Origin of the sequence: Bacillus sp. 7894-2 (genome assembly GCF_002272225.1) — a bacterium.
GTDB lineage: Bacteria > Bacillota > Bacilli > Bacillales > Cytobacillaceae > Cytobacillus.
In genome coordinates this window covers 125,399-143,180 of sequence record NZ_NPDG01000004.1, presented here as the reverse complement: position 1 = coordinate 143,180, position 17,782 = coordinate 125,399, and the positions used below count along the sequence as shown (strand labels likewise).

General features: G+C 42.3%; 19 protein-coding genes. 4 read left to right on the top strand and 15 right to left on the bottom strand.

Going from position 1 to position 17,782, the window contains the following annotated elements; all coding sequences use genetic code 11:
* Positions 1-121: 121 nt before the first annotated feature.
* On the bottom strand, positions 122-481 hold the full coding sequence (locus CHI10_RS01130) for a response regulator (RefSeq protein WP_095242440.1): 360 nt from the start codon (positions 479-481) through the stop codon (positions 122-124).
* 280 nt (positions 482-761) lie between these two features.
* Positions 762-1,469 carry a cytochrome c biogenesis CcdA family protein gene (locus CHI10_RS01125; protein ID WP_095242439.1) on the bottom strand — a complete coding sequence of 236 codons (708 nt, stop codon included), beginning with the start codon at positions 1,467-1,469 and terminating at the stop codon, positions 762-764.
* A 316-nt stretch (positions 1,470-1,785) separates the two neighbouring features.
* Between CHI10_RS01125 and CHI10_RS01120 the strand changes: the two genes are divergently transcribed.
* Entirely contained in the window at positions 1,786-1,956 is a 171-nt protein-coding gene (locus CHI10_RS01120; protein ID WP_048009069.1) for an aspartyl-phosphate phosphatase Spo0E family protein, read from the top strand.
* A 43-nt stretch (positions 1,957-1,999) separates the two neighbouring features.
* On the opposite strand, the gene CHI10_RS01115 is transcribed toward CHI10_RS01120, so the two are convergent.
* From CHI10_RS01115 to yneA, 9 genes are all read right to left on the bottom strand, one after another.
* Positions 2,000-3,793, bottom strand: a complete 1,794-nt coding sequence (locus tag CHI10_RS01115; RefSeq protein WP_095242460.1) for an ABC transporter ATP-binding protein — start codon at positions 3,791-3,793, stop codon at positions 2,000-2,002.
* A 4-nt stretch (positions 3,794-3,797) separates the two neighbouring features.
* The gene (locus tag CHI10_RS01110) at positions 3,798-5,546 is read right to left on the bottom strand and encodes an ABC transporter transmembrane domain-containing protein (protein WP_095242438.1); all 1,749 of its coding nucleotides are present in this window, start codon (positions 5,544-5,546) and stop codon (positions 3,798-3,800) included.
* A 102-nt stretch (positions 5,547-5,648) separates the two neighbouring features.
* Entirely contained in the window at positions 5,649-6,089 is a 441-nt protein-coding gene (locus CHI10_RS01105; protein WP_286136681.1) for a DUF6376 family protein, read from the bottom strand.
* Between the two features lie 135 nt (positions 6,090-6,224).
* Positions 6,225-6,440, bottom strand: coding sequence for a YneF family protein (locus tag CHI10_RS01100; RefSeq protein WP_009330559.1), 216 nt, complete (start codon positions 6,438-6,440; stop codon positions 6,225-6,227).
* An 86-nt stretch (positions 6,441-6,526) separates the two neighbouring features.
* Positions 6,527-6,964 carry a sporulation inhibitor of replication protein SirA gene (gene sirA / locus CHI10_RS01095; protein ID WP_048008923.1) on the bottom strand — a complete coding sequence of 146 codons (438 nt, stop codon included), beginning with the start codon at positions 6,962-6,964 and terminating at the stop codon, positions 6,527-6,529.
* Positions 6,965-7,257: 293 nt separating this feature from the next.
* Positions 7,258-9,264: a transketolase gene (gene tkt, locus CHI10_RS01090; protein ID WP_095242437.1), complete on the bottom strand. Its 2,007-nt coding sequence runs from the start codon at positions 9,262-9,264 to the stop codon at positions 7,258-7,260.
* Between the two features lie 224 nt (positions 9,265-9,488).
* Positions 9,489-9,722, bottom strand: a complete 234-nt coding sequence (locus CHI10_RS01085) for a DUF896 domain-containing protein (RefSeq protein ID WP_035330672.1) — start codon at positions 9,720-9,722, stop codon at positions 9,489-9,491.
* Positions 9,723-9,865: 143 nt separating this feature from the next.
* Positions 9,866-10,513, bottom strand: a complete 648-nt coding sequence (locus CHI10_RS01080) for a YneB family resolvase-like protein (RefSeq protein ID WP_095242436.1) — start codon at positions 10,511-10,513, stop codon at positions 9,866-9,868.
* A gap of 9 nt (positions 10,514-10,522) precedes the next feature.
* The gene (gene yneA / locus CHI10_RS01075; protein WP_095242435.1) at positions 10,523-10,855 is read right to left on the bottom strand and encodes a cell division suppressor protein YneA; all 333 of its coding nucleotides are present in this window, start codon (positions 10,853-10,855) and stop codon (positions 10,523-10,525) included.
* 157 nt (positions 10,856-11,012) lie between these two features.
* Here yneA and lexA point away from each other — a divergent pair, with 157 nt between their 5' ends.
* On the top strand, positions 11,013-11,636 hold the full coding sequence (gene lexA / locus CHI10_RS01070) for a transcriptional repressor LexA (protein ID WP_048008928.1): 624 nt from the start codon (positions 11,013-11,015) through the stop codon (positions 11,634-11,636).
* Between the two features lie 280 nt (positions 11,637-11,916).
* Complete coding sequence (locus CHI10_RS01065; protein ID WP_009330566.1) at positions 11,917-12,201, top strand: DUF4257 domain-containing protein; 285 nt, start codon at positions 11,917-11,919, stop codon at positions 12,199-12,201.
* Between the two features lie 112 nt (positions 12,202-12,313).
* On the opposite strand, the gene glnA is transcribed toward CHI10_RS01065, so the two are convergent.
* The 4 genes from glnA to hflX form a co-directional block, all read right to left on the bottom strand.
* Positions 12,314-13,648, bottom strand: a complete 1,335-nt coding sequence (glnA, locus tag CHI10_RS01060) for a type I glutamate--ammonia ligase (protein WP_048008929.1) — start codon at positions 13,646-13,648, stop codon at positions 12,314-12,316.
* Between the two features lie 99 nt (positions 13,649-13,747).
* On the bottom strand, positions 13,748-14,155 hold the full coding sequence (locus CHI10_RS01055; protein WP_095242434.1) for a MerR family transcriptional regulator: 408 nt from the start codon (positions 14,153-14,155) through the stop codon (positions 13,748-13,750).
* A gap of 186 nt (positions 14,156-14,341) precedes the next feature.
* Positions 14,342-15,613 carry a methionine gamma-lyase family protein gene (locus CHI10_RS01050; protein WP_095242433.1) on the bottom strand — a complete coding sequence of 424 codons (1,272 nt, stop codon included), beginning with the start codon at positions 15,611-15,613 and terminating at the stop codon, positions 14,342-14,344.
* 13 nt (positions 15,614-15,626) lie between these two features.
* Positions 15,627-16,883 (bottom strand): GTPase HflX, encoded by a 1,257-nt coding sequence (hflX, locus tag CHI10_RS01045; RefSeq protein ID WP_095242432.1) that lies wholly within the window; start codon positions 16,881-16,883, stop codon positions 15,627-15,629.
* A gap of 229 nt (positions 16,884-17,112) precedes the next feature.
* On the opposite strand from hflX, the gene CHI10_RS01040 reads away from it, so the two are divergent.
* On the top strand, positions 17,113-17,727 hold the full coding sequence (locus CHI10_RS01040) for a trimeric intracellular cation channel family protein (protein WP_095242431.1): 615 nt from the start codon (positions 17,113-17,115) through the stop codon (positions 17,725-17,727).
* The last annotated feature ends 55 nt before the right edge of the window (positions 17,728-17,782 follow it).

The following is a 17,782-nucleotide window of genomic DNA, read 5'->3' as shown; positions in this document are numbered from 1 at the left end:
TACCATATTATATCTTACTAGGCTTGATTAAGGTACTCAGAAGGATAAAAGTTCATCAAAAAAAGCCACTCCAGCTGATACCCGGACAAATCCTTATGTCCAGGGTACCCCGAGTCAGCTCTTAACTTAATACCCGATTTACCGCTTCTAATACACGGCCTTCATCAAATGGTTTTATTATAAAATCCTTCGCGCCGGCTTCAATGGATTCAACCACTACCTTCTGCTGGCCCATGGCTGAACACATGATAACTTTTGCATTAGGGTTGTCCCTCTTAATTTCCCGGACTGCCTCAAGCCCGCTCATTTCTGGCATCGTAATATCCATCATCACCAGATCCGGCTTCAGATTTGCGAATAGGTCCACGGCTTCCTTTCCGTTTTCCCCTTCTCCCACAATTTCATGGTCGGCTTTTTTCAGAATGCTGCTCAGCGTAACCCTCATAAACTTCGCATCATCAACTATTAAAATTCTCGCCACCGCTGTTTCCCCCTTGTAGTGCATTGGAAGTTATATCTCTATTATACTACATATATAGTAAAAAATACCCATAATAACATTTATTTAAACCTCTCGCAGAAAAAAATCATTCCTTTAGAGAGATACATTAATCCACTCCGTAAGAACACATATTTCAATATATCGAACTATCTGATATATTTCAATTGAAAGATTATGACAAATTTCGACCAGCTGTCATAGCCCTTTTTCCTTATAACAAAAAAAGAGGCACATTCCCAACTTGAATGTGCCCTTGCTTTTAGAAACCAGTAAATCCGCCAAATAACGGTGAAAGGAAGATAATGATTTTTGTCATCCAGTCAAAGAATAATACTACACCCATAATCATCATCAACACACCGCCGATTTTCATAATCTTGGCGCTGTTTCGCCTGATCCATTGCATTTTCCCGATGAAGAAGGAAAGAACAAAGAATGGAATAGCAAAGCCAAGAATATAGGCAATCATGTAAACCATTGCAGAATTCGGATTTGAGACAGCTAATGACCAAACCGCCCCTAAAATTGGACCTGTACATGGGGTCCAGCCTGCTGCGAATGCCATTCCGATCAGAACAGATCCCAGAAGGCCTGATGGACGATTCTTAAATTCAAACCGCCTTTCTTTCATAAGAAATTCAGGCTTAATAATGCCTACAATTAATAATCCAAAGATAAATACAAAGATGGCGCCAATTTGCCTGATTAAATCCTGGTATTGCTGAAAGAATTGACCAAGCATGGTTGTTCCAAACCCAATTGCGATAAAAATGGCCGAAAATCCGATCAGGAAGAATAGTGTATGAAGCATGCTCCTTCTCTGCATCATCGCATTTTCTTCTTTAATTTCCCCTACAGACATTCCGGTGATATACGATAAAAAGGCCGGATATAATGGCAGGCAACAAGGTGAAACAAAGCTTAAAAACCCTGCACCTAATGCAATAAATACATTCAAATCTGTCATAGTCACAACTCCTGATACTCATTCATTCCAATTTCATTCTAACAAATCCCATCTAGAAAAGATAATGGATAGTATGTGAACGTTTTGTGTCACAAGCTGCTACTAAAATTCATATTTACTTTCAACCTGGAACATGTAATTTTAATGTAAATGTTACTAAAGTTTAAAACAAGTTTCTTTTGAATTTATTACCATAATTCGATATACTAGTATAGATCTTAACAAATTCTGTTAGTATCTTTCAGCTTTTGACATGGATTCAAATTGGCAAAGTAAAGCCTACATATAAGAAATGATCAGAGAGGAATTATTGGCCATGTGTAAACAGGAACTGCTTACATTAATCGAACAAAAAAGAACAGAGTTAATTCAAGTGGCCATGAAAAGCGGCTTAAGCTCTGCCGCAGCAATCCGATACAGCCAGGAATTGGATGCCCTATTAAATGAATATAACCGAAGCTTCATTAAAAAAGTGCAGACACATTAAAAAACAGCCATGCAGTACCTGCAGGCTGTTTTTTGTTACTCCATTAACCTGCTGCATCCTCCACTTTTTCAGCAGATCCATTCTGCAGCAGGTACATTTTATGATACAATCCCCGCTTCGCAAGCAATTCCTGATGCGTTCCTTTTTCTACTATTTCCCCTTGATGAAGAACGAGAATCAATTCGGCATCCTGTATGGTAGACAAGCGATGAGCAATCGCAATCGTCGTGCGGCCCTTTCTCATTTCTTTCAGTGCTGTCTGAATGGCTTCTTCTGTTTCAGTATCAATATTAGCTGTTGCTTCATCCAGTACAAGAATTTTCGGATTGGCAGCAATCGTTCTTGCAAAAGCAATAAGCTGTCTTTGCCCGCTTGAAAAAGTCGATCCCCTCTCCACTACCGGATGGTCATAACCGCCTTCCAACCTTTCTATAAAAGGATGAGCCTGAACAAACTGAGCTGCAGCTTCAATCTCAGCATCTGTCATACTTTCATTATGCAGCATGATGTTATCCTTGATCGTCCCGTAAAAAAGGAAAGGATCCTGAAGGACGAGACCCATTTTTGTACGCAATTCTTCTGCTGGGTATGACTTAATGCTTCTTCCGTCAATTAGTATATCACCGCGTTCATATTCATAGAATCGCATCATTAAATTAATGATAGAGCTTTTGCCGCTGCCGGTATGGCCTACGAGGGCAACGGTTTCACCCGGTTTGGCAGAAAATGAGATGTTTTTTAAAACATCCCGTTCGCCGTCATAGGAGAAGCAGATGTTCCTGAACTCAATCTCTCCCTCCTTGATTTCAGCAGAATTGCAGGCCTCCTGTGCTGGGGCAGCCTCCTTTTCGTCCAGCAGCGCAAACGCTCTTGAAGAGGCAATGATGGCCTGCTGATACATGGAAAGCCTCATCATAATCTGATTCACAGGCTCAAAAAAGCGGTCCAGATAGCTTACAAAGGCATACAGCACACCGATTTCAATGGGACTGTTAAAAGAAGAAATCCCAAAGAAGCTCAATACAATAATAAGTGCCAGAACATACACGAGGTCAATGGCCGGTCTTAACAGCAGACCATCCATTTTGATATTGCGCATCCCTGCCTTATAATGCTGCTCATTAATATCGCCAAATTCCTTTCGCAGCCTTCTATCCTGTCTGAATACCTGGATGATCGACATTCCCTGCAGTGATTCACTCAGTTTTGCATTCAGCTCACTCAGCCTTTCCCTTAGGTCCATATAGAAAACAGAGCTGTATTTGCGGTAAGTCCGGATAATCATAAAAAGAATCGGGAGAATTACCAGACAAAACAGGGCAAGCTTCACATTCAGGATAAACATCGCCACAAAGATCCCTGTCAGAAGGAAGGCTCCCTGAATGAAGGTAACCAGGACACTGACAAACATATCTTTAATCGCCTCTGTATCATTGGTAACCCGGGAAACAATACTTCCCGCCGGCGTTTTATCAAAGTACTTTAAACCCAGTGACTGTACCTTTGAAAAGACATCCACACGCAGCTGCTGAATGATTTTCAGCGCGATTTCCTGAAATTTGAGCAGCTGAAAATAGGATACCAGCACATTCATGATCTGAATGCCCAGATAGGCTGCACCCAGGGCAAATAACGGCTCAAAAACCAGATTTCCAGGTGTTAAATAATCATCGATAAAAATCTTAACAAGAATCGGACCCAGGATGTCTCCAATCGTTGTTAACAGAAGCAGACTGAAGGCAAGTGTGATTGTTTTTTTATGCGGTTTTGTATAGGAAAGCAGCCGGAAAAGGACCTTTCGCTGCTCTTTTTCCTTCATAATCGGTGTCTTTTCCATTGATTTATCCCCCATGCTCTACAAGCTCCTCCAGCTGCTGCCGCAGATACATATTTTTATACCAGCCGTCTTCAGCCATTAGTTCAGCATGAGTTCCCCTCTGAACGATCCTTCCTTCATCCAGCACTAATATTAGATTCGCATGCTGAATGGCACTCAGCCGGTGAGCAGTAATAATCGTTGTCTTGCCAGACCGCTCGGACCGCAATGAAGAAAGAATTGCTTCCTCAGTTTTCGCATCAACAGCAGAAAGGGAGTCATCCAAAATCAATACTTCCGGATTCATCATAAGTGCTCGTGCAATGGAAATACGCTGCTTCTGCCCACCGGAAAGCGAGACCCCTCTTTCACCCACAACGGTTTTATAGCCATCTGTGAATTCGAGAATATCTTCATGGATATTGGCCAGTTTTGCTGCCGCATAAATATCTTCAAAGTCTGCATCCGGCCTTGTGAAAGCGATATTTTCAGCAACGGTGGCCGAGAACAGGAAGTGCTCCTGCGGGACATAGCCAATCGCTTCCCTCAGTTTTTCGATTTTATAGCGATTTATTGGATGTCCGGCAAAAAGAATTTCACCTTTATAGCCTTCAAACTCACGGATCAATAGCTTCAGCAATGTCGTTTTGCCAGCACCCGTTTTACCTGCTACGCCGAGAGTCTCTCCTCTTTCCAGTCTAAAATGAATTTCTTTAAGCAGCGCTTCATGTTCACCCGGATAGGCGAACTTCTCAATCCTGTACTCAATATCACCACTTGGAACTTCATTGATTCCAGCCTCATCATTCTTAATATCGATTTCTTCTGCAAGAAGAGCAGAGACTCGATCATAGGAGGCGCGGCCTCTCTCGACAATATTGAACAGCCAGCCAAATGCCAGCATCGGCCAAATCAGGAGACCAAGATAGGTAGTAAATGAAACCAGCTGCCCGATTGTCATCTCTCCTGCAATAACATATCTTGATCCAAATGCAATTGACAGGAAGAAAGAAATCCCTACAATAATACTGATCGTCGGATCAAACAAAGAATCAACCCGTGCAACAGAAATGTTTTTTTGCACTACATCTTCAGACTGCCTGCGGAAATCTTCAATATCTTCTTTTTCCTGGCCGAATGTTTTAATGACTTTAATTCCTGAAACACTTTCCTGAGTTTTGTCATTCAGTGAAGAAAAAGCCTCCTGTGCTTTGTGGAACCGTTTATGAAGAAGTGTTCCATACCAGCTTGTGAGAAGTGCCATGAAGGGCATCGGAATCAAACAGATCAGCGTCAGCTTCCAGCTGATTGTTGCTGCCATGGCGATGATTACGAAACCGCCTGTCGCCAGTGAATCTACAAAGGTAAGGACACCAGCTCCTGCCGTCTGCTGAATGGCCTGCAGATCATTGGTTGCATGAGCCATTAAATCTCCCACCCGCTTTTTCTGGTAGAAGGACTGTGACATATTCGTAAAATGCTGATAAAGTCTGTTGCGCAGGAGTTTGGACAGCTTTACGGCTGAACCGAAAATCATAATCCGCCAGTAATAGCGGAGCACATACATCATGAGGGCAACAGCAGCAAGAAGTCCAACCCACATTAATAATGCTTTTGCAGTCAGCTCGCCATTTTTAATCGAATCGACCACAATGCCGACAACCTTTGGCGGGACCAGCTGAAGCAGAGCCACGAATAACAGCAGAATTATCCCGTTTACATAAGCCTTTTTCTCCTGTTTAAAAAACCACAACAAATCCCAAAAAACCTTCATACCCCATCCTCCGAAATCCATAATAGCTTAAATAGTTTATCAAATATTGAGAAAATAAGGAAGATTTTTTCCCCTAACAAAAAAAGCACCTAAATGGATGCTTCATTGCCCTAATGCTTCTATGCGGTTTATCAGGCTTGTTGCCTCCTTAATGGTAGTGAACAGCTCTGATTTCTCCAGCTGATCGAGTGCAAGGCTGCCGTCCTCCAATACTTTATTGATCTCAGCCAGAATCGCTTCATTCTGGGTCACCAGCTCCTGATGAACATCTTCTGCAAGTGTCGGGATATCCTGAAGGGCGATAAATTCCTCAACTTCCTGCTTAAGTGTCATCAATCTGTCTTCGAGTTCCTGCTTTAATGCCGGGTCCGCTGACGCCTCCTGAATCAGTTGCGGCGCCTCTTCGGCAAAGTCGCTTAATGTATTGATATGCTCAGTCGCTTCATTAACATAGCCAATGGAGTTATTCACTTCTCCCAAGACCGAACAGCCGCTTAATATCATGGAAACGGTAAGGAGCCCTAATAGAATTAATTTTTTCATTTTACTCGTTCCTTTCACGATTTGTCATAGTATATATACGGTCTGTTTCATAGAAGGTTGCATTTTGGATATAAAAAAACCACCTTTCTGTTATTGTAACAGAAAAGTGGTTTACGATGGGATGCTTGTCCCTGATTACTTGCCAGTCTGCTTGTTCATGGCATTCATCATTTGGTTGATCTTCTTTTGAGATGGCTTCATGCCCATTTGCATCATCATCATTTTAAGCATTTGTTCATTAATTGGCGGATTTTTCTCAAGGTAGCTCATCATATATTTTCGAGCAATGAAAAATCCTAGTGCTACACCGGCAAGAAGCGCCAGTACACCAACTAGAATGTACATACCCATACTAACTTCCTCCTTCATGTTGTCTATCATACAGTGTACTAGACCAAAGGTTATTATACAATATTTGCTTCAGTTTTTCTCTTATTTTAGACGAACTTTCTCTCTTTTATCGGTTTTAGCCACCCATAGCGCTTATGCTGGAGGTCAACAGCCAGAAAGGAAGACTCGCTTTTTCGCAGCACTTCGAAAAAAACTGTCTCTGCCTCATAGCTGCCGGCCGCTTCTAAAACCAGACTCCGTTCAAAAACTTCAAGCTTCGCCCTGCTTCTTTTACTCATCTCTATATAGTATGCACTTTTTTCTATGATAAAGTCTTTTTTTCTCTGAAGCTGCTGGTGGATATATTGATGCACTTTTAAACCCGGGATCGGCTTAGTCACAAAATCAATTTGCTTCGATAGAATAGCCTTCATTTCACCTGACGAACGCTCATACTCTTCAAACAGCTGAAAAAACATCCGCTCTCTGCCAAAATAATGGGACGCAAATTCATCTTCTATTAAATACAATTGATAAGCTCTCATCTGGCCCCTCCTTCCGGGACAATCCATTTCTTTCAATTATAAGTAAACAAATTTAAGGAATGTGTCTGAAGCTGTTAAAAACTTTCACTAATTTTGTCGAAAGCGAAGAATTCATTTGATTATGAGGATTCTTGGTGGAAGAAAATATGCAGTTTCACTATTTTACAAATATTCACTATTGCATATTCCCCGATTTGATTGCTTGTAACCTTGTTTTTTGATGATGGGCTGGCTATTTACCGCTTTGTGCGCAAAAAAGGAAGAGCCTCTCAGCTCTCCCTTCCCGGTTAATATTAACCCTGCAGCAACGCTTTTACACGTGCTACAACGTTGTCTACTGTGAATCCGTATTCTTCCATGATTTTTTCACCTGGTGCTGATGCGCCGAAGGTATCAATGGCAAGAACATCGCCTTCGTCTCCTGCATAGCGGTGCCAGCCAAGTGAAGATCCCATTTCAATAGCAAGACGTTTTTTGACTGTCTTAGGAATTACGCTTTCTTTGTACTCTTTTGATTGAGCTTCAAAGCGGTCCCAGGCAGGCATGCTTATTACAGATGCATGGATGCCTTCACCTTCAAGCGCTTTTTGAGCTTCAACTGCGAGGCTGACTTCTGATCCTGCAGCAAGCAATAATACATCTGCATTGCTGTTAGAAGCTGGAGATACAACATATCCGCCTTTTTGTACGCCTTCGTATGCCGCTGAATCCGTTCCTTTTAATGTAGGAAGGTTCTGACGTGTCAATACTAATGCAGTTGGCTTGTTTGTTGATTCAATTGCTGTTTTCCAGGCAGCTGCTGTTTCATTTCCGTCAGCGGGGCGGACAACAGACAGGTTTGGCATTGCACGCAATGCAGCAAGCTGTTCTACAGGCTCATGCGTTGGGCCGTCTTCACCGACAGCAATACTGTCATGTGTGAATACATACGTTACAGGCAGGTTCATAAGAGCAGCCAGACGGATTGCCGGGCGAAGGTAATCCGAGAACACGAAGAATGTTCCGCCGAATACTTTTAGTCCGCCGTGAAGCGCCATTCCATTCAAAGCAGCACCCATTGCAAATTCACGTACACCGAACCAGATGTTGCGGCCATCAAATGATTCAGCCGTAAAGTCACCAGTACCTTTTATCATTGTTTTGTTGGAGCCTGCAAGGTCTGCGGATCCGCCAAAGAATGAAGGCAGGTTCTGAGCGATAGCATTTAGCACTTCTCCGGAAGAAGCACGGCTTGCAAGGCTCTTTCCTTCTTCATAAACAGGGATGTCTTTATCCCAGCCATCTGAAAGCTCGCCATTGATCGCCTGGTCCAGCTGTTTTCCTAACTCAGGATATGCTTCTTTATACTGTCCAAAAAGGGCTTCCCATTCCTGCTGCTTCTTAGAGCCGCTTTCCACAACCTGCTGCTTGAAGTGTTCATATACTTCCTGTGGAACATGGAAGTCTTCTTCGAATGTCCATTTATAAGCTTCTTTTGTTAATTTCAATTCATCAGCACCAAGAGGAGCGCCGTGAACATCAGATTTGCCTGATTTGTTTGGAGAACCATAGCCGATGACTGTTTTCACTTCAATCATTGTCGGGCGGCTTTCATCCTGTTTCGCTTCTTCAATTGCTTTTGCGATTTCGTGAAGATCATTGCCGTCTTCTACACGGATGTACTGCCAGCCGTATGACTTGAAGCGCTGTGCAACACTTTCAGAGAAAGATCTATCAAGGTCTCCATCGAGTGAGATATCATTTGAATCATAAAGAACAACCAATCTGCCCAGCTTCAAGTGGCCGGCAAGGGAAGCAGCTTCAGCCGAAACGCCTTCCATAAGGTCTCCGTCACCGCAGATGCTGTATGTATAATGATCAACAACATTGAAGTTGTCTTTATTGTATGTTGCAGCCAGGTGGCGTTCAGCCATAGCCATACCGACAGCCATAGCAATTCCTTGTCCTAATGGGCCTGTTGTTGCGTCAACACCAGGTGTATGGCCGAATTCAGGGTGACCGGGCGTCTTGCTTCCCCACTGTCTGAACTCTTTAATGTCATTCATGGAAACATCATAGCCGGAAAGATGAAGAAGGCTGTATAAAAGCATAGAGCCATGTCCGGCAGAAAGAACAAAACGGTCACGGTTGAACCATTCTGGATTTTTCGGATTGTGGTTCATGAAGCGTGTCCAAAGTGTATAAGCCATTGGAGCAGCTCCCATTGGCATGCCCGGATGGCCGGAGTTCGCCTTTTCAATGGCGTCAATTGATAAAGTACGAATGGAACTGATGGATAGTTCATCTGTGTGATTAAACATTCATTACATCCTTTCGAGTAGTAATTCTTCACTCTTTTAATATTATCGGGTGTCCCTTTTTTTCACAACCAATAGGGTCAGGTAAAGGACAAAAAAAGCCGGTTTGTTACTATATTGACACAAAAAGACCCGGCATATGTAAAAAAAGCGGAGATAGATCAGTAATGCCATCTCCTCTATTAAAAGAAGGAATACAGCACAGTGTATCCCTTGCAATTATATTATTAGTGAAGGCGGTTTTTATTTTGGAAATCTTTCAGCTTTTTTGGAGTTACATCGTTCCCTTTCGGGTCAACGATTGTAACGCCTTTCAGCGTGTTTAACATACCAGAGCGGAAAGTCTCCAAATACTCTTTGCGCAAAGATGTCTGTTCTTTCGCTTCTGCTTCTGTTAGTCCGGATTCCTTGGCCTTCTTTGCCAGTTCATTAATTCGGGCAAGTTTTTGTTTAGGCAGCATTTATTAAAACTCCTTTATATCAAAAGTTTACCTTTGAATAATCTGATGGAAGTTTTTATTATACAGCAGCTTCAGATATGGAACAATACTGAAACTCAAATGCCATCATACTAAAAATGAGCACTTTTGACAAGGAAAGTGCTCTACTCAGCAAGTGAATCAATATGTTCTTTATACCTTCTATGGACAGTTGCTTTGGAAATATTATAGCCAAAACCTCTAAGCGTAGCTGCAATTTCAGCAAACGTTAACTCGTTTTTCCTCAACCGGACAATTTCCTCTATCGGCACCTCTATTCTTTCCCTGCCGCCATTTACTCCCTGATTACTTAGGTTTTTCTCGGGCCTGTATCCTTTATCAACAGCCCGTTGCATGCCGCGTTTGATTTTGATGTTATGCAGCTTTCTCTGATACTCCTCTACCATCCCTACGATACTGAGGACCATCGAATCTGATTCCGAAAGCTCCAGCTTTCCGTTATTCGAGATGCTATATAACTGGACTTCTTCTTTAAATATGCAATGGAGAATCGCAATCTTGGCATTTCCCCTCCCCAGCCTTGTTTCATCCTGGATTAGAACAACTTTAATATCCTTTTTTTTAATTAAGTCTAAAAGGACCAATATACCGTCTCTTTCGAGATCGTATCCGCTGGCCTGTTCACGGATGACCTTGACTACATCAAAGTCATGCGTTTTTGCCAGGTTCAAAAGCTCTTCTTCCTGTCTTGAAAGGGATGTTTCCTGAGTATCCTTTGTTGTACTAACTCTGCAGTAAATTATTGCTTTCATAACTTCTCCTTATTCGTTAAGGTCTGAACTGGCAAGCTCTTTATATGGCTGGTCATCCAGGGCTTTTACTGGAATAACAATTTCATCACCCGGAAAAATCCTACCTGCCGCTATCCCATTATTTCGTTCTACCCAATTTATAAATTGATCTTTTGTAAGAGAATGCTCAGAAGAAAAATTTTCAGCAATCTCCCATAAAGAATCACCTTCTGCAACAGTGACTTTCACAAACTTTTCCGTATCAGGCGTTTCTATTTGCATGAGCATTATAAATGATGCTGCCACACTTAAAGCGAAGAGAATAATAGCATAAGAATATGATTTCCACAATTTGTTCAGCATGATATACCACCTCTAAAAGAATGTATGTTCGTATTTGATGTTTTCATTATAGACCGAACACTTGTTTTGTGTCAACAAATATTCGAACTTATGTTTGTATCAAATGGTAATTGATGCTATAATTGAGACAATAAAAACACATACGAGGTGCGTAAAGATGGTGAAATTATCAAAAAGGCAGCAAGATATATTGGAGTTTATAAAAGAAGAAGTTAAATTAAGAGGATATCCTCCTTCTGTAAGGGAAATTGGGGAAGCAGTCGGTCTGGCTTCAAGCTCGACCGTTCACGGCCATCTCGCAAGGCTTGAAAGCAAAGGACTGATTCGCAGGGACCCTACAAAACCGCGTGCTATTGAAATTTTAGATTTGGACGAGGCTTCTAACATTCCCAAGGTCAGTGCAGTTAATGTTCCAATCGTAGGTAAAGTAACTGCAGGACAGCCGATAACGGCAATTGAAAATGTTGAGGAATACTTCCCGCTTCCGGAAAGAATGGCTCCTGCTGACGAGCATGTTTTCATGCTTGAAATCATGGGCGAAAGTATGATTGAAGCCGGAATCCTTGATGGAGATTATGTAATTGTCAAACAGCAGAGCACTGCCAATAATGGGGATATCGTGGTGGCTATGACAGAGGAAGATGAAGCAACGGTCAAAAGATTCTTTAAAGAAAAAGATTTTATCCGTCTGCAGCCCGAAAACTCGACAATGGAACCAATTATCCTCCGCAATGTTTCTATTCTTGGCAAGGTTATAGGCGTATACCGTCATATGCATTAATAGATTCAAAAGCAGGCATCGCTGCCTGCTTTTTGTTTTTTCCAATATTAAGAAGGTAATCAGTTCCTATTACCTGGTACTATCAGTTAAATCCTACGAAAGTAACTGATACTTTTCTTTTAGCATAAGGTTACAGTCATGTATGACTATTTTGTTGTTCAGAAAATTCGGTATTTTTATGCATGTTATTTTATATTCATTTTCAATATAATGGTAATACACCGAGAATCAACCTAAGGTCGCTTGTCCAAAATCTCGACTTTAGGAGTGTGAAGTAAAAATGTTTTTGAACATTACCTTCGCTTTGTTGATTGGTGGGCTGGTTGGTGTCGTTGGACATATTCGGAAAGAAGGCAAAATGGTTAAACCCAGAAGGACAAAAAAGTTCATCTATCTGGGGGTCTTTGAAGAGGTAATCATGGGGGCTTTAGCGGCTGTTTTTTTGGTCGTATCTTCAGATCCTGACTCTGCCTTAAAGGTAGTTCTACTGGCGGTGATTGCAGGATTTGGAGGAGATGCACTACTGACATGTCTCGATTTCTTAAAAATAAGACACAAAGAATAGAGAGATGCAGAGAGATAGAAATTAGTTAAAACCTCGTTCAATTGAAACGGGGTTTTTGCATTTTTCATAAAAAAAACCCCTGACTTTATCAGCCAGGGGTTGTCATATTTTCTTAGTACATGCTCAGGTACTGCTCGCGCTCCCATGGATGCACTTGCGTACGGAACATATCCCACTCGATTTCTTTCGCTTCAATGAAATGTTCGAAAATGTGATCGCCGAGAGCAGAAACAATTACCTCATCTCTCTTTAGCTCTTCAAGCGCTGCTGCCAATGTAGGAGGCAGATCCTTGATTCCTTCTTCCTCACGCTCTTCTTTTGTCATTACATAGATATTGCGGTCCACTGGTGCAGGAGGAGTCATTTTATTTTTGATTCCGTCCAGGCCAGCTTTTAATAATACAGCCATCGCAAGGTATGGGTTCGCAGCAGGGTCAACGCTCCGCACCTCAACACGTGTACTTACTCCGCGGGAAGCAGGGATACGGATAAGAGGTGAACGGTTTTGAGCAGACCAGGCAACATAGCAAGGTGCTTCATAGCCTGGTACCAGACGCTTGTATGAGTTAACGATAGGGTTTGTCACTGCTGTAAATGCAGTTGCATGATTCACGATACCAGCAATAAAGTGGCGGGCGTCATCACTTAGCTGAAGATCGCCGGTTTCATTGAAGAATGCATTTTTGCCATCCTTGAATAGTGAAACGTTGCAGTGCATTCCGGATCCGCTGACACCGAATAATGGCTTCGGCATGAATGTTGCATGCAAGCCGTGCTTTCGGGCAATGGTTTTAACAACAAGCTTAAATGTCTGGATTTGGTCACAAGCTGTTAGAGCATCCGCATATTTGAAGTCGATTTCGTGCTGGCCAGGTGCCACCTCATGGTGGGAAGCTTCAATTTCAAAGCCCATTTCTTCGAGCTCCAGCACGATATCACGGCGGCAGTTTTCGCCAAGATCAGTCGGAGCAAGGTCGAAGTATCCGCCATTGTCGTTCAGTTCCAGAGTCGGCTCCCCTGCATGGTCAAGCTTGAAAAGAAAGAATTCCGGTTCAGGCCCTAAGTTAAAATCAGTGTATCCAAGGTCTTCCATTTCTTTTAGAATGCGTTTCAGGTTGCTGCGCGGATCGCCAAGAAATGGAGTTCCATCCGGATTGTAGATATCACAAATCAAACGTGCCACTTTGCCTTTTTCCGCAGTCCAAGGAAACACCACCCAAGTATCAAGGTCTGGATATAGATTCATGTCTGACTCTTCAATGCGCACGAAACCTTCGATTGAAGATCCATCAAACATCATTTTGTTATCAAGCGCTTTTTCAAGCTGGCTGATCGGAATTTCCACATTCTTGATTGTTCCAAGAATATCCGTAAACTGTAAACGGACAAATTTCACATTTTCCTCTTCTGCAATACGTTTAATATCTTCTTTGGTAAACTTCGCCATTGGTATTTCCTCCCTTAAATTTACATAGTGATTTATTTTTTGCTCTGTTAATGTGCGCCTGGAAATCCAAGACATTATCAACGAGCTAAAAAGGCTTTCTTAATGGAAAAAGCGTTGGATGCTGCCCTGCCGGGATGAAGAGCGATTAAAACGGCCAGCCTGCACAATTTCCTTGCGCAGAAGCTTCCGGATTTCTTCATCCGATAAATCGCGTCTCGCTTTTTCAGCTTGTTTATTCATTGTTTCAGTTAGTGCTTGCTGTTCTTTAACAAAAAATAGCTGCTTGATCCCCGCCATATTAATGCCTTGATCAATTAAATCTTTAATTTCGAGAAGGACATCGATGTCGTTTAAGGAAAAAAGCCTTCTATTTCCGTCAGTTCTAGCTGGAGAAATTAATTGGTGCTCTTCATAGTAGCGAATCTGCCTGGCGGTCAGGTCAGTCAGCTGCATAACAGTACCAATTGGGAAAAGCGGCATGGAACGGCGAATTTCGCTTCCAGTCAACTATTTCTCCCCCTTTTCATTTACTTCTTGAGAATATTATATGTAATGTTAGAAAATATGTCAACAATATGTTAGGTTTTATAACATCATTTTTTCAAAAATTTTTCCCTTTCCTATTTTTATATAATTCTCAGACAAAGCAAAAGAAAGGGACAACTACTATGCAGCTGTCCCTCTTATATTTACCTAATTTAATTGGACTAAACCCTTTTCCAGCAATTGGTTCAATGCAATGCATACAGCCATTTTCACATGCGAATAGGTAAGACCTCCCTGCACATAGGCAACGAATGGCGGCCTGATTGGACCGTCTGCTGTCAATTCAATACTGGCACCCTGGATAAAAGTACCTGCTGCCATGATAACATCATCTTCATAACCCGGCATATAAGCTGGATAAGCTGTTACATGGGAATTAACGGGAGATGCGAATTGAATCGCCTGGCAAAACTTTACCATTTTTTCTTTATCATCGAATTGAACAGATTGGATCAAATCAGTTCTTTTGCTATCCCATTTTGGATTAGAGTTCATTCCAAGCCTCTCAAGCAGTGCTGCTGTAAAAACAGCCCCTTTCAGCGCCTGGCCGACAACGTGGGGAGCAAGGAAAAAGCCTTGATACATTTCCTGAAGACTGTAAAGGGACGCACCAGCTTCTGCACCAATTCCCGGGGAAGTCATTCGGTAGGAGCAGGCATCCACCAATTCCTTCTTCCCGACAATATAACCGCCAGTTTTGGCTATCCCGCCGCCGGGGTTCTTGATCAGCGACCCCGCCATTAAGTCTGCTCCAACATGGCAAGGCTCCCTGTCCTCAACAAATTCTCCATAGCAATTGTCAACAAACACAATCGCCTCCGGCTTAATTTCTTTTACAAACTGAATCATTTCTTCTATTTGTTCAATTGTGAATGATGGTCTTGTTGCGTACCCTTTAGAACGCTGAATGCCAATCATTTTCGTGTTCGGTTTGATAGCTTTTTCAACCGCAGGGTAATTGATGCTCCCATCTTCATTCAGTGGAATGCTATTGTATCCAATGCCGAACTCTTTCAGCGAGCCGTTGCCTGTTCCCCGGATGCCAACGATTTCTTCCAGTGTGTCATATGGCTTCCCTGTTATGTACAGTAATTCATCACCCGGCCGCAATACACCAAAGAGTGTAATGGAAATGGCATGAGTACCTGAAATAATCTGAGGGCGCACTAATCCGGCATCTCCGCCGAAAACTTCTGCATATATTTCCTCCAAGGTATCCCTGCCGATGTCATCGTATCCGTAACCGGTTGATGGAATGAAATGAGAATCGCTGACTTTGAAATTTTGAAAGCTCTTTAATACACGGAATTGGTTCTCGTCAATCCGCTCATCAATGCTCTTTATTACTTCTGAAATTTGCTGCTCCACTTCTTTTACAATCGGCTGCAGCTTTTCTCCCTGTGATAACTGTTGAAACATGATGTTCTCCTAACTATACGGTATATTTCGTTAAAGGTCCTGAAATCTGATGGTCTTCGAGGTAGTAGCCCTTGCAGATATAGAGTTCTTTGTCCTCATTGAAAGCCAATTCCCTAAGGATGGTTTCGTTCTTGAGCTGTGAAAGCAGTTTTCCTTCTGTCGACGGCACCTCAACATGGTAATGCTTCATCATCCCCAGGATCATCTGCTCAATTTTCCGTTTCAGCTCATTGCGGTCATCTTCTTCAAAGGCACTGATTTGAATCGTTTCTGTCCTGGCGGTCGGGACAAAATCAGGATGCTTTAGATCTCTCTTATTATATACCGTCAGCTGCGGTATTTTATCATTTTCCAAATCTTCTATTAGTTTATTGACTGTCTGCTCATGTTGGTAATAATCCGGATTGGACATATCAACCACATGAAGCAGGAGATCTGCTTCCTTAACTTCTTCCAGGGTGGAACGGAAGGCGGCAATCAGCGTAGTCGGCAAATCCTGAATAAATCCGACTGTATCTGTCACAAGTGTAATGAATCCACTTGGCAAAATCAGCTTGCGGGTCATTGGGTCAAGTGTGGCAAACAGCTGGTTCTCTTCATAAGAATCTGCTTCGGACAGCCTGTTAAAAATCGTGGATTTCCCTGCGTTTGTATAGCCGACAAGCGCAATTTGGAAGGCTTTGTTTTTCTTTCTTCTTTCACGATACCTGTCCCGGTGCTGAACAATAACAGATAACTGTGTCTTAATATCATCAATGCGGCGGCGGATATGGCGGCGGTCTGATTCGAGTTTCGTCTCACCTGGTCCCCTTGTGCCAATCCCCCCTCCAAGTCGTGAAAGCTGGACACCCTGGCCTGACAGACGCGGCAGCAGATACTGCAATTGAGCCAATTCAACCTGAAGCTTCCCTTCTTTAGAGCGCGCTCTTTGAGCAAAGATATCCAAAATCAGCTGTGTGCGGTCAATGATCCGCGCATCCAAATCTTTAGATAGATTGCGGACCTGACTCGGTGAAAGCTCATCATTAAAAATGATAATATCTGCTTCTATTTCTTCCTGAAGGGCAGCAAGTTCCTCCACTTTTCCTTTTCCTATATATGTAGACGGATGAATCCTTTCCCTTTTTTGTGTCAGCGAAGCTAAAACTTTTCCGTTGGCGGTTTCCGTCAAGGATTCCAATTCTTCCATTGAATATTCAAACCGCTGATCATCCTCATCAGTATGGCAGCCGACAAGAATGACTTTTTCATAATCCGGCTTACGTTCCAACAAGCATCCCTCTTTCGTATTCCTATTTTAATTGATCATAACAAAAAATCTGGTCAAATACTATTCTCACCGCAAACCATAGGCTTTTGCACCTTCCATTAAAAATGCACAAAAAAAGGTTGTATTTCTTTTTTTCCGTGTTAAAATCATATTGTTTGGAAAGAATTTACGTTAGTAATTACTCAGAAAAAATAGATTTAGAGTTTTGCATCATGAGGAGAAATGGCATATGACCTGGGAAGTTTTAAGTATGATTGGCACTATTGCGTTCGCTGTCAGCGGTGCAATTGTAGCCATGGAAGAAGAATATGATATTTTGGGTGTTTATATCCTCGGGATTGTTACTGCTTTTGGCGGCGGTGCTATCCGAAACCTGCTAATAGGTGTTCCAGTCTCTGCTCTCTGGGAACAGGGGTTATTTTTTCAGATTGCCCTTCTATCCATCACAGCTGTAATGCTGTTCCCGAACAACCTGCTCAAACACTGGCAAAAGTGGGGCAATTTCACTGATGCAATCGGATTATCCGCATTTGCCATTCAAGGAGCATTGTACGCAACGGAAATGAATCATCCTTTAAGTGCTGTAATTGTCGCAGCTGTATTAACAGGAAGCGGCGGGGGAATAGTCCGCGATCTTCTGGCAAGACGAAAACCGCTTGTATTACGGTCTGAAATTTATGCTGTCTGGGCTATTCTTTGTGGTTTTACTATCGGACTCGGACTTGCGTCAGCGCCGTTTGAGCTATATGCATTGTTTATCATCATTACCGCTTTGCGGGTTTTATCTTACACTTATAATTGGAAGCTTCCTGTTAAGAGGCTGGGGACAAAAGCATCGGCTTAAGCCGGTGCTTTTATTATTGTTATTGTAAACATTTTATATAAAAAGACCTGCTCAA

What these genes read in the sequence shown, in the direction of transcription:
- CHI10_RS01125 (WP_095242439.1), bottom strand. Translation starts at nt 1,469, where the DNA reads ATGACAGATTTGAATGTATTTATTGCATTAGGTGCAGGGTTTTTAAGC.
- CHI10_RS01120 (WP_048009069.1), top strand. Translation starts at nt 1,786, where the DNA reads ATGTGTAAACAGGAACTGCTTACATTAATCGAACAAAAAAGAACAGAG.
- CHI10_RS01115 (WP_095242460.1), bottom strand. Translation starts at nt 3,793, where the DNA reads ATGGAAAAGACACCGATTATGAAGGAAAAAGAGCAGCGAAAGGTCCTT.
- CHI10_RS01110 (WP_095242438.1), bottom strand. Translation starts at nt 5,546, where the DNA reads ATGAAGGTTTTTTGGGATTTGTTGTGGTTTTTTAAACAGGAGAAAAAG.
- CHI10_RS01105 (WP_286136681.1), bottom strand. Translation starts at nt 6,089, where the DNA reads ATGAAAAAATTAATTCTATTAGGGCTCCTTACCGTTTCCATGATATTA.
- CHI10_RS01100 (WP_009330559.1), bottom strand. Translation starts at nt 6,440, where the DNA reads ATGGGTATGTACATTCTAGTTGGTGTACTGGCGCTTCTTGCCGGTGTA.
- sirA (WP_048008923.1), bottom strand. Translation starts at nt 6,964, where the DNA reads ATGAGAGCTTATCAATTGTATTTAATAGAAGATGAATTTGCGTCCCAT.
- tkt (WP_095242437.1), bottom strand. Translation starts at nt 9,264, where the DNA reads ATGTTTAATCACACAGATGAACTATCCATCAGTTCCATTCGTACTTTA.
- CHI10_RS01085 (WP_035330672.1), bottom strand. Translation starts at nt 9,722, where the DNA reads ATGCTGCCTAAACAAAAACTTGCCCGAATTAATGAACTGGCAAAGAAG.
- CHI10_RS01080 (WP_095242436.1), bottom strand. Translation starts at nt 10,513, where the DNA reads ATGAAAGCAATAATTTACTGCAGAGTTAGTACAACAAAGGATACTCAG.
- yneA (WP_095242435.1), bottom strand. Translation starts at nt 10,855, where the DNA reads ATGCTGAACAAATTGTGGAAATCATATTCTTATGCTATTATTCTCTTC.
- lexA (WP_048008928.1), top strand. Translation starts at nt 11,013, where the DNA reads ATGGTGAAATTATCAAAAAGGCAGCAAGATATATTGGAGTTTATAAAA.
- CHI10_RS01065 (WP_009330566.1), top strand. Translation starts at nt 11,917, where the DNA reads ATGTTTTTGAACATTACCTTCGCTTTGTTGATTGGTGGGCTGGTTGGT.
- glnA (WP_048008929.1), bottom strand. Translation starts at nt 13,648, where the DNA reads ATGGCGAAGTTTACCAAAGAAGATATTAAACGTATTGCAGAAGAGGAA.
- CHI10_RS01050 (WP_095242433.1), bottom strand. Translation starts at nt 15,613, where the DNA reads ATGTTTCAACAGTTATCACAGGGAGAAAAGCTGCAGCCGATTGTAAAA.
- CHI10_RS01040 (WP_095242431.1), top strand. Translation starts at nt 17,113, where the DNA reads ATGACCTGGGAAGTTTTAAGTATGATTGGCACTATTGCGTTCGCTGTC.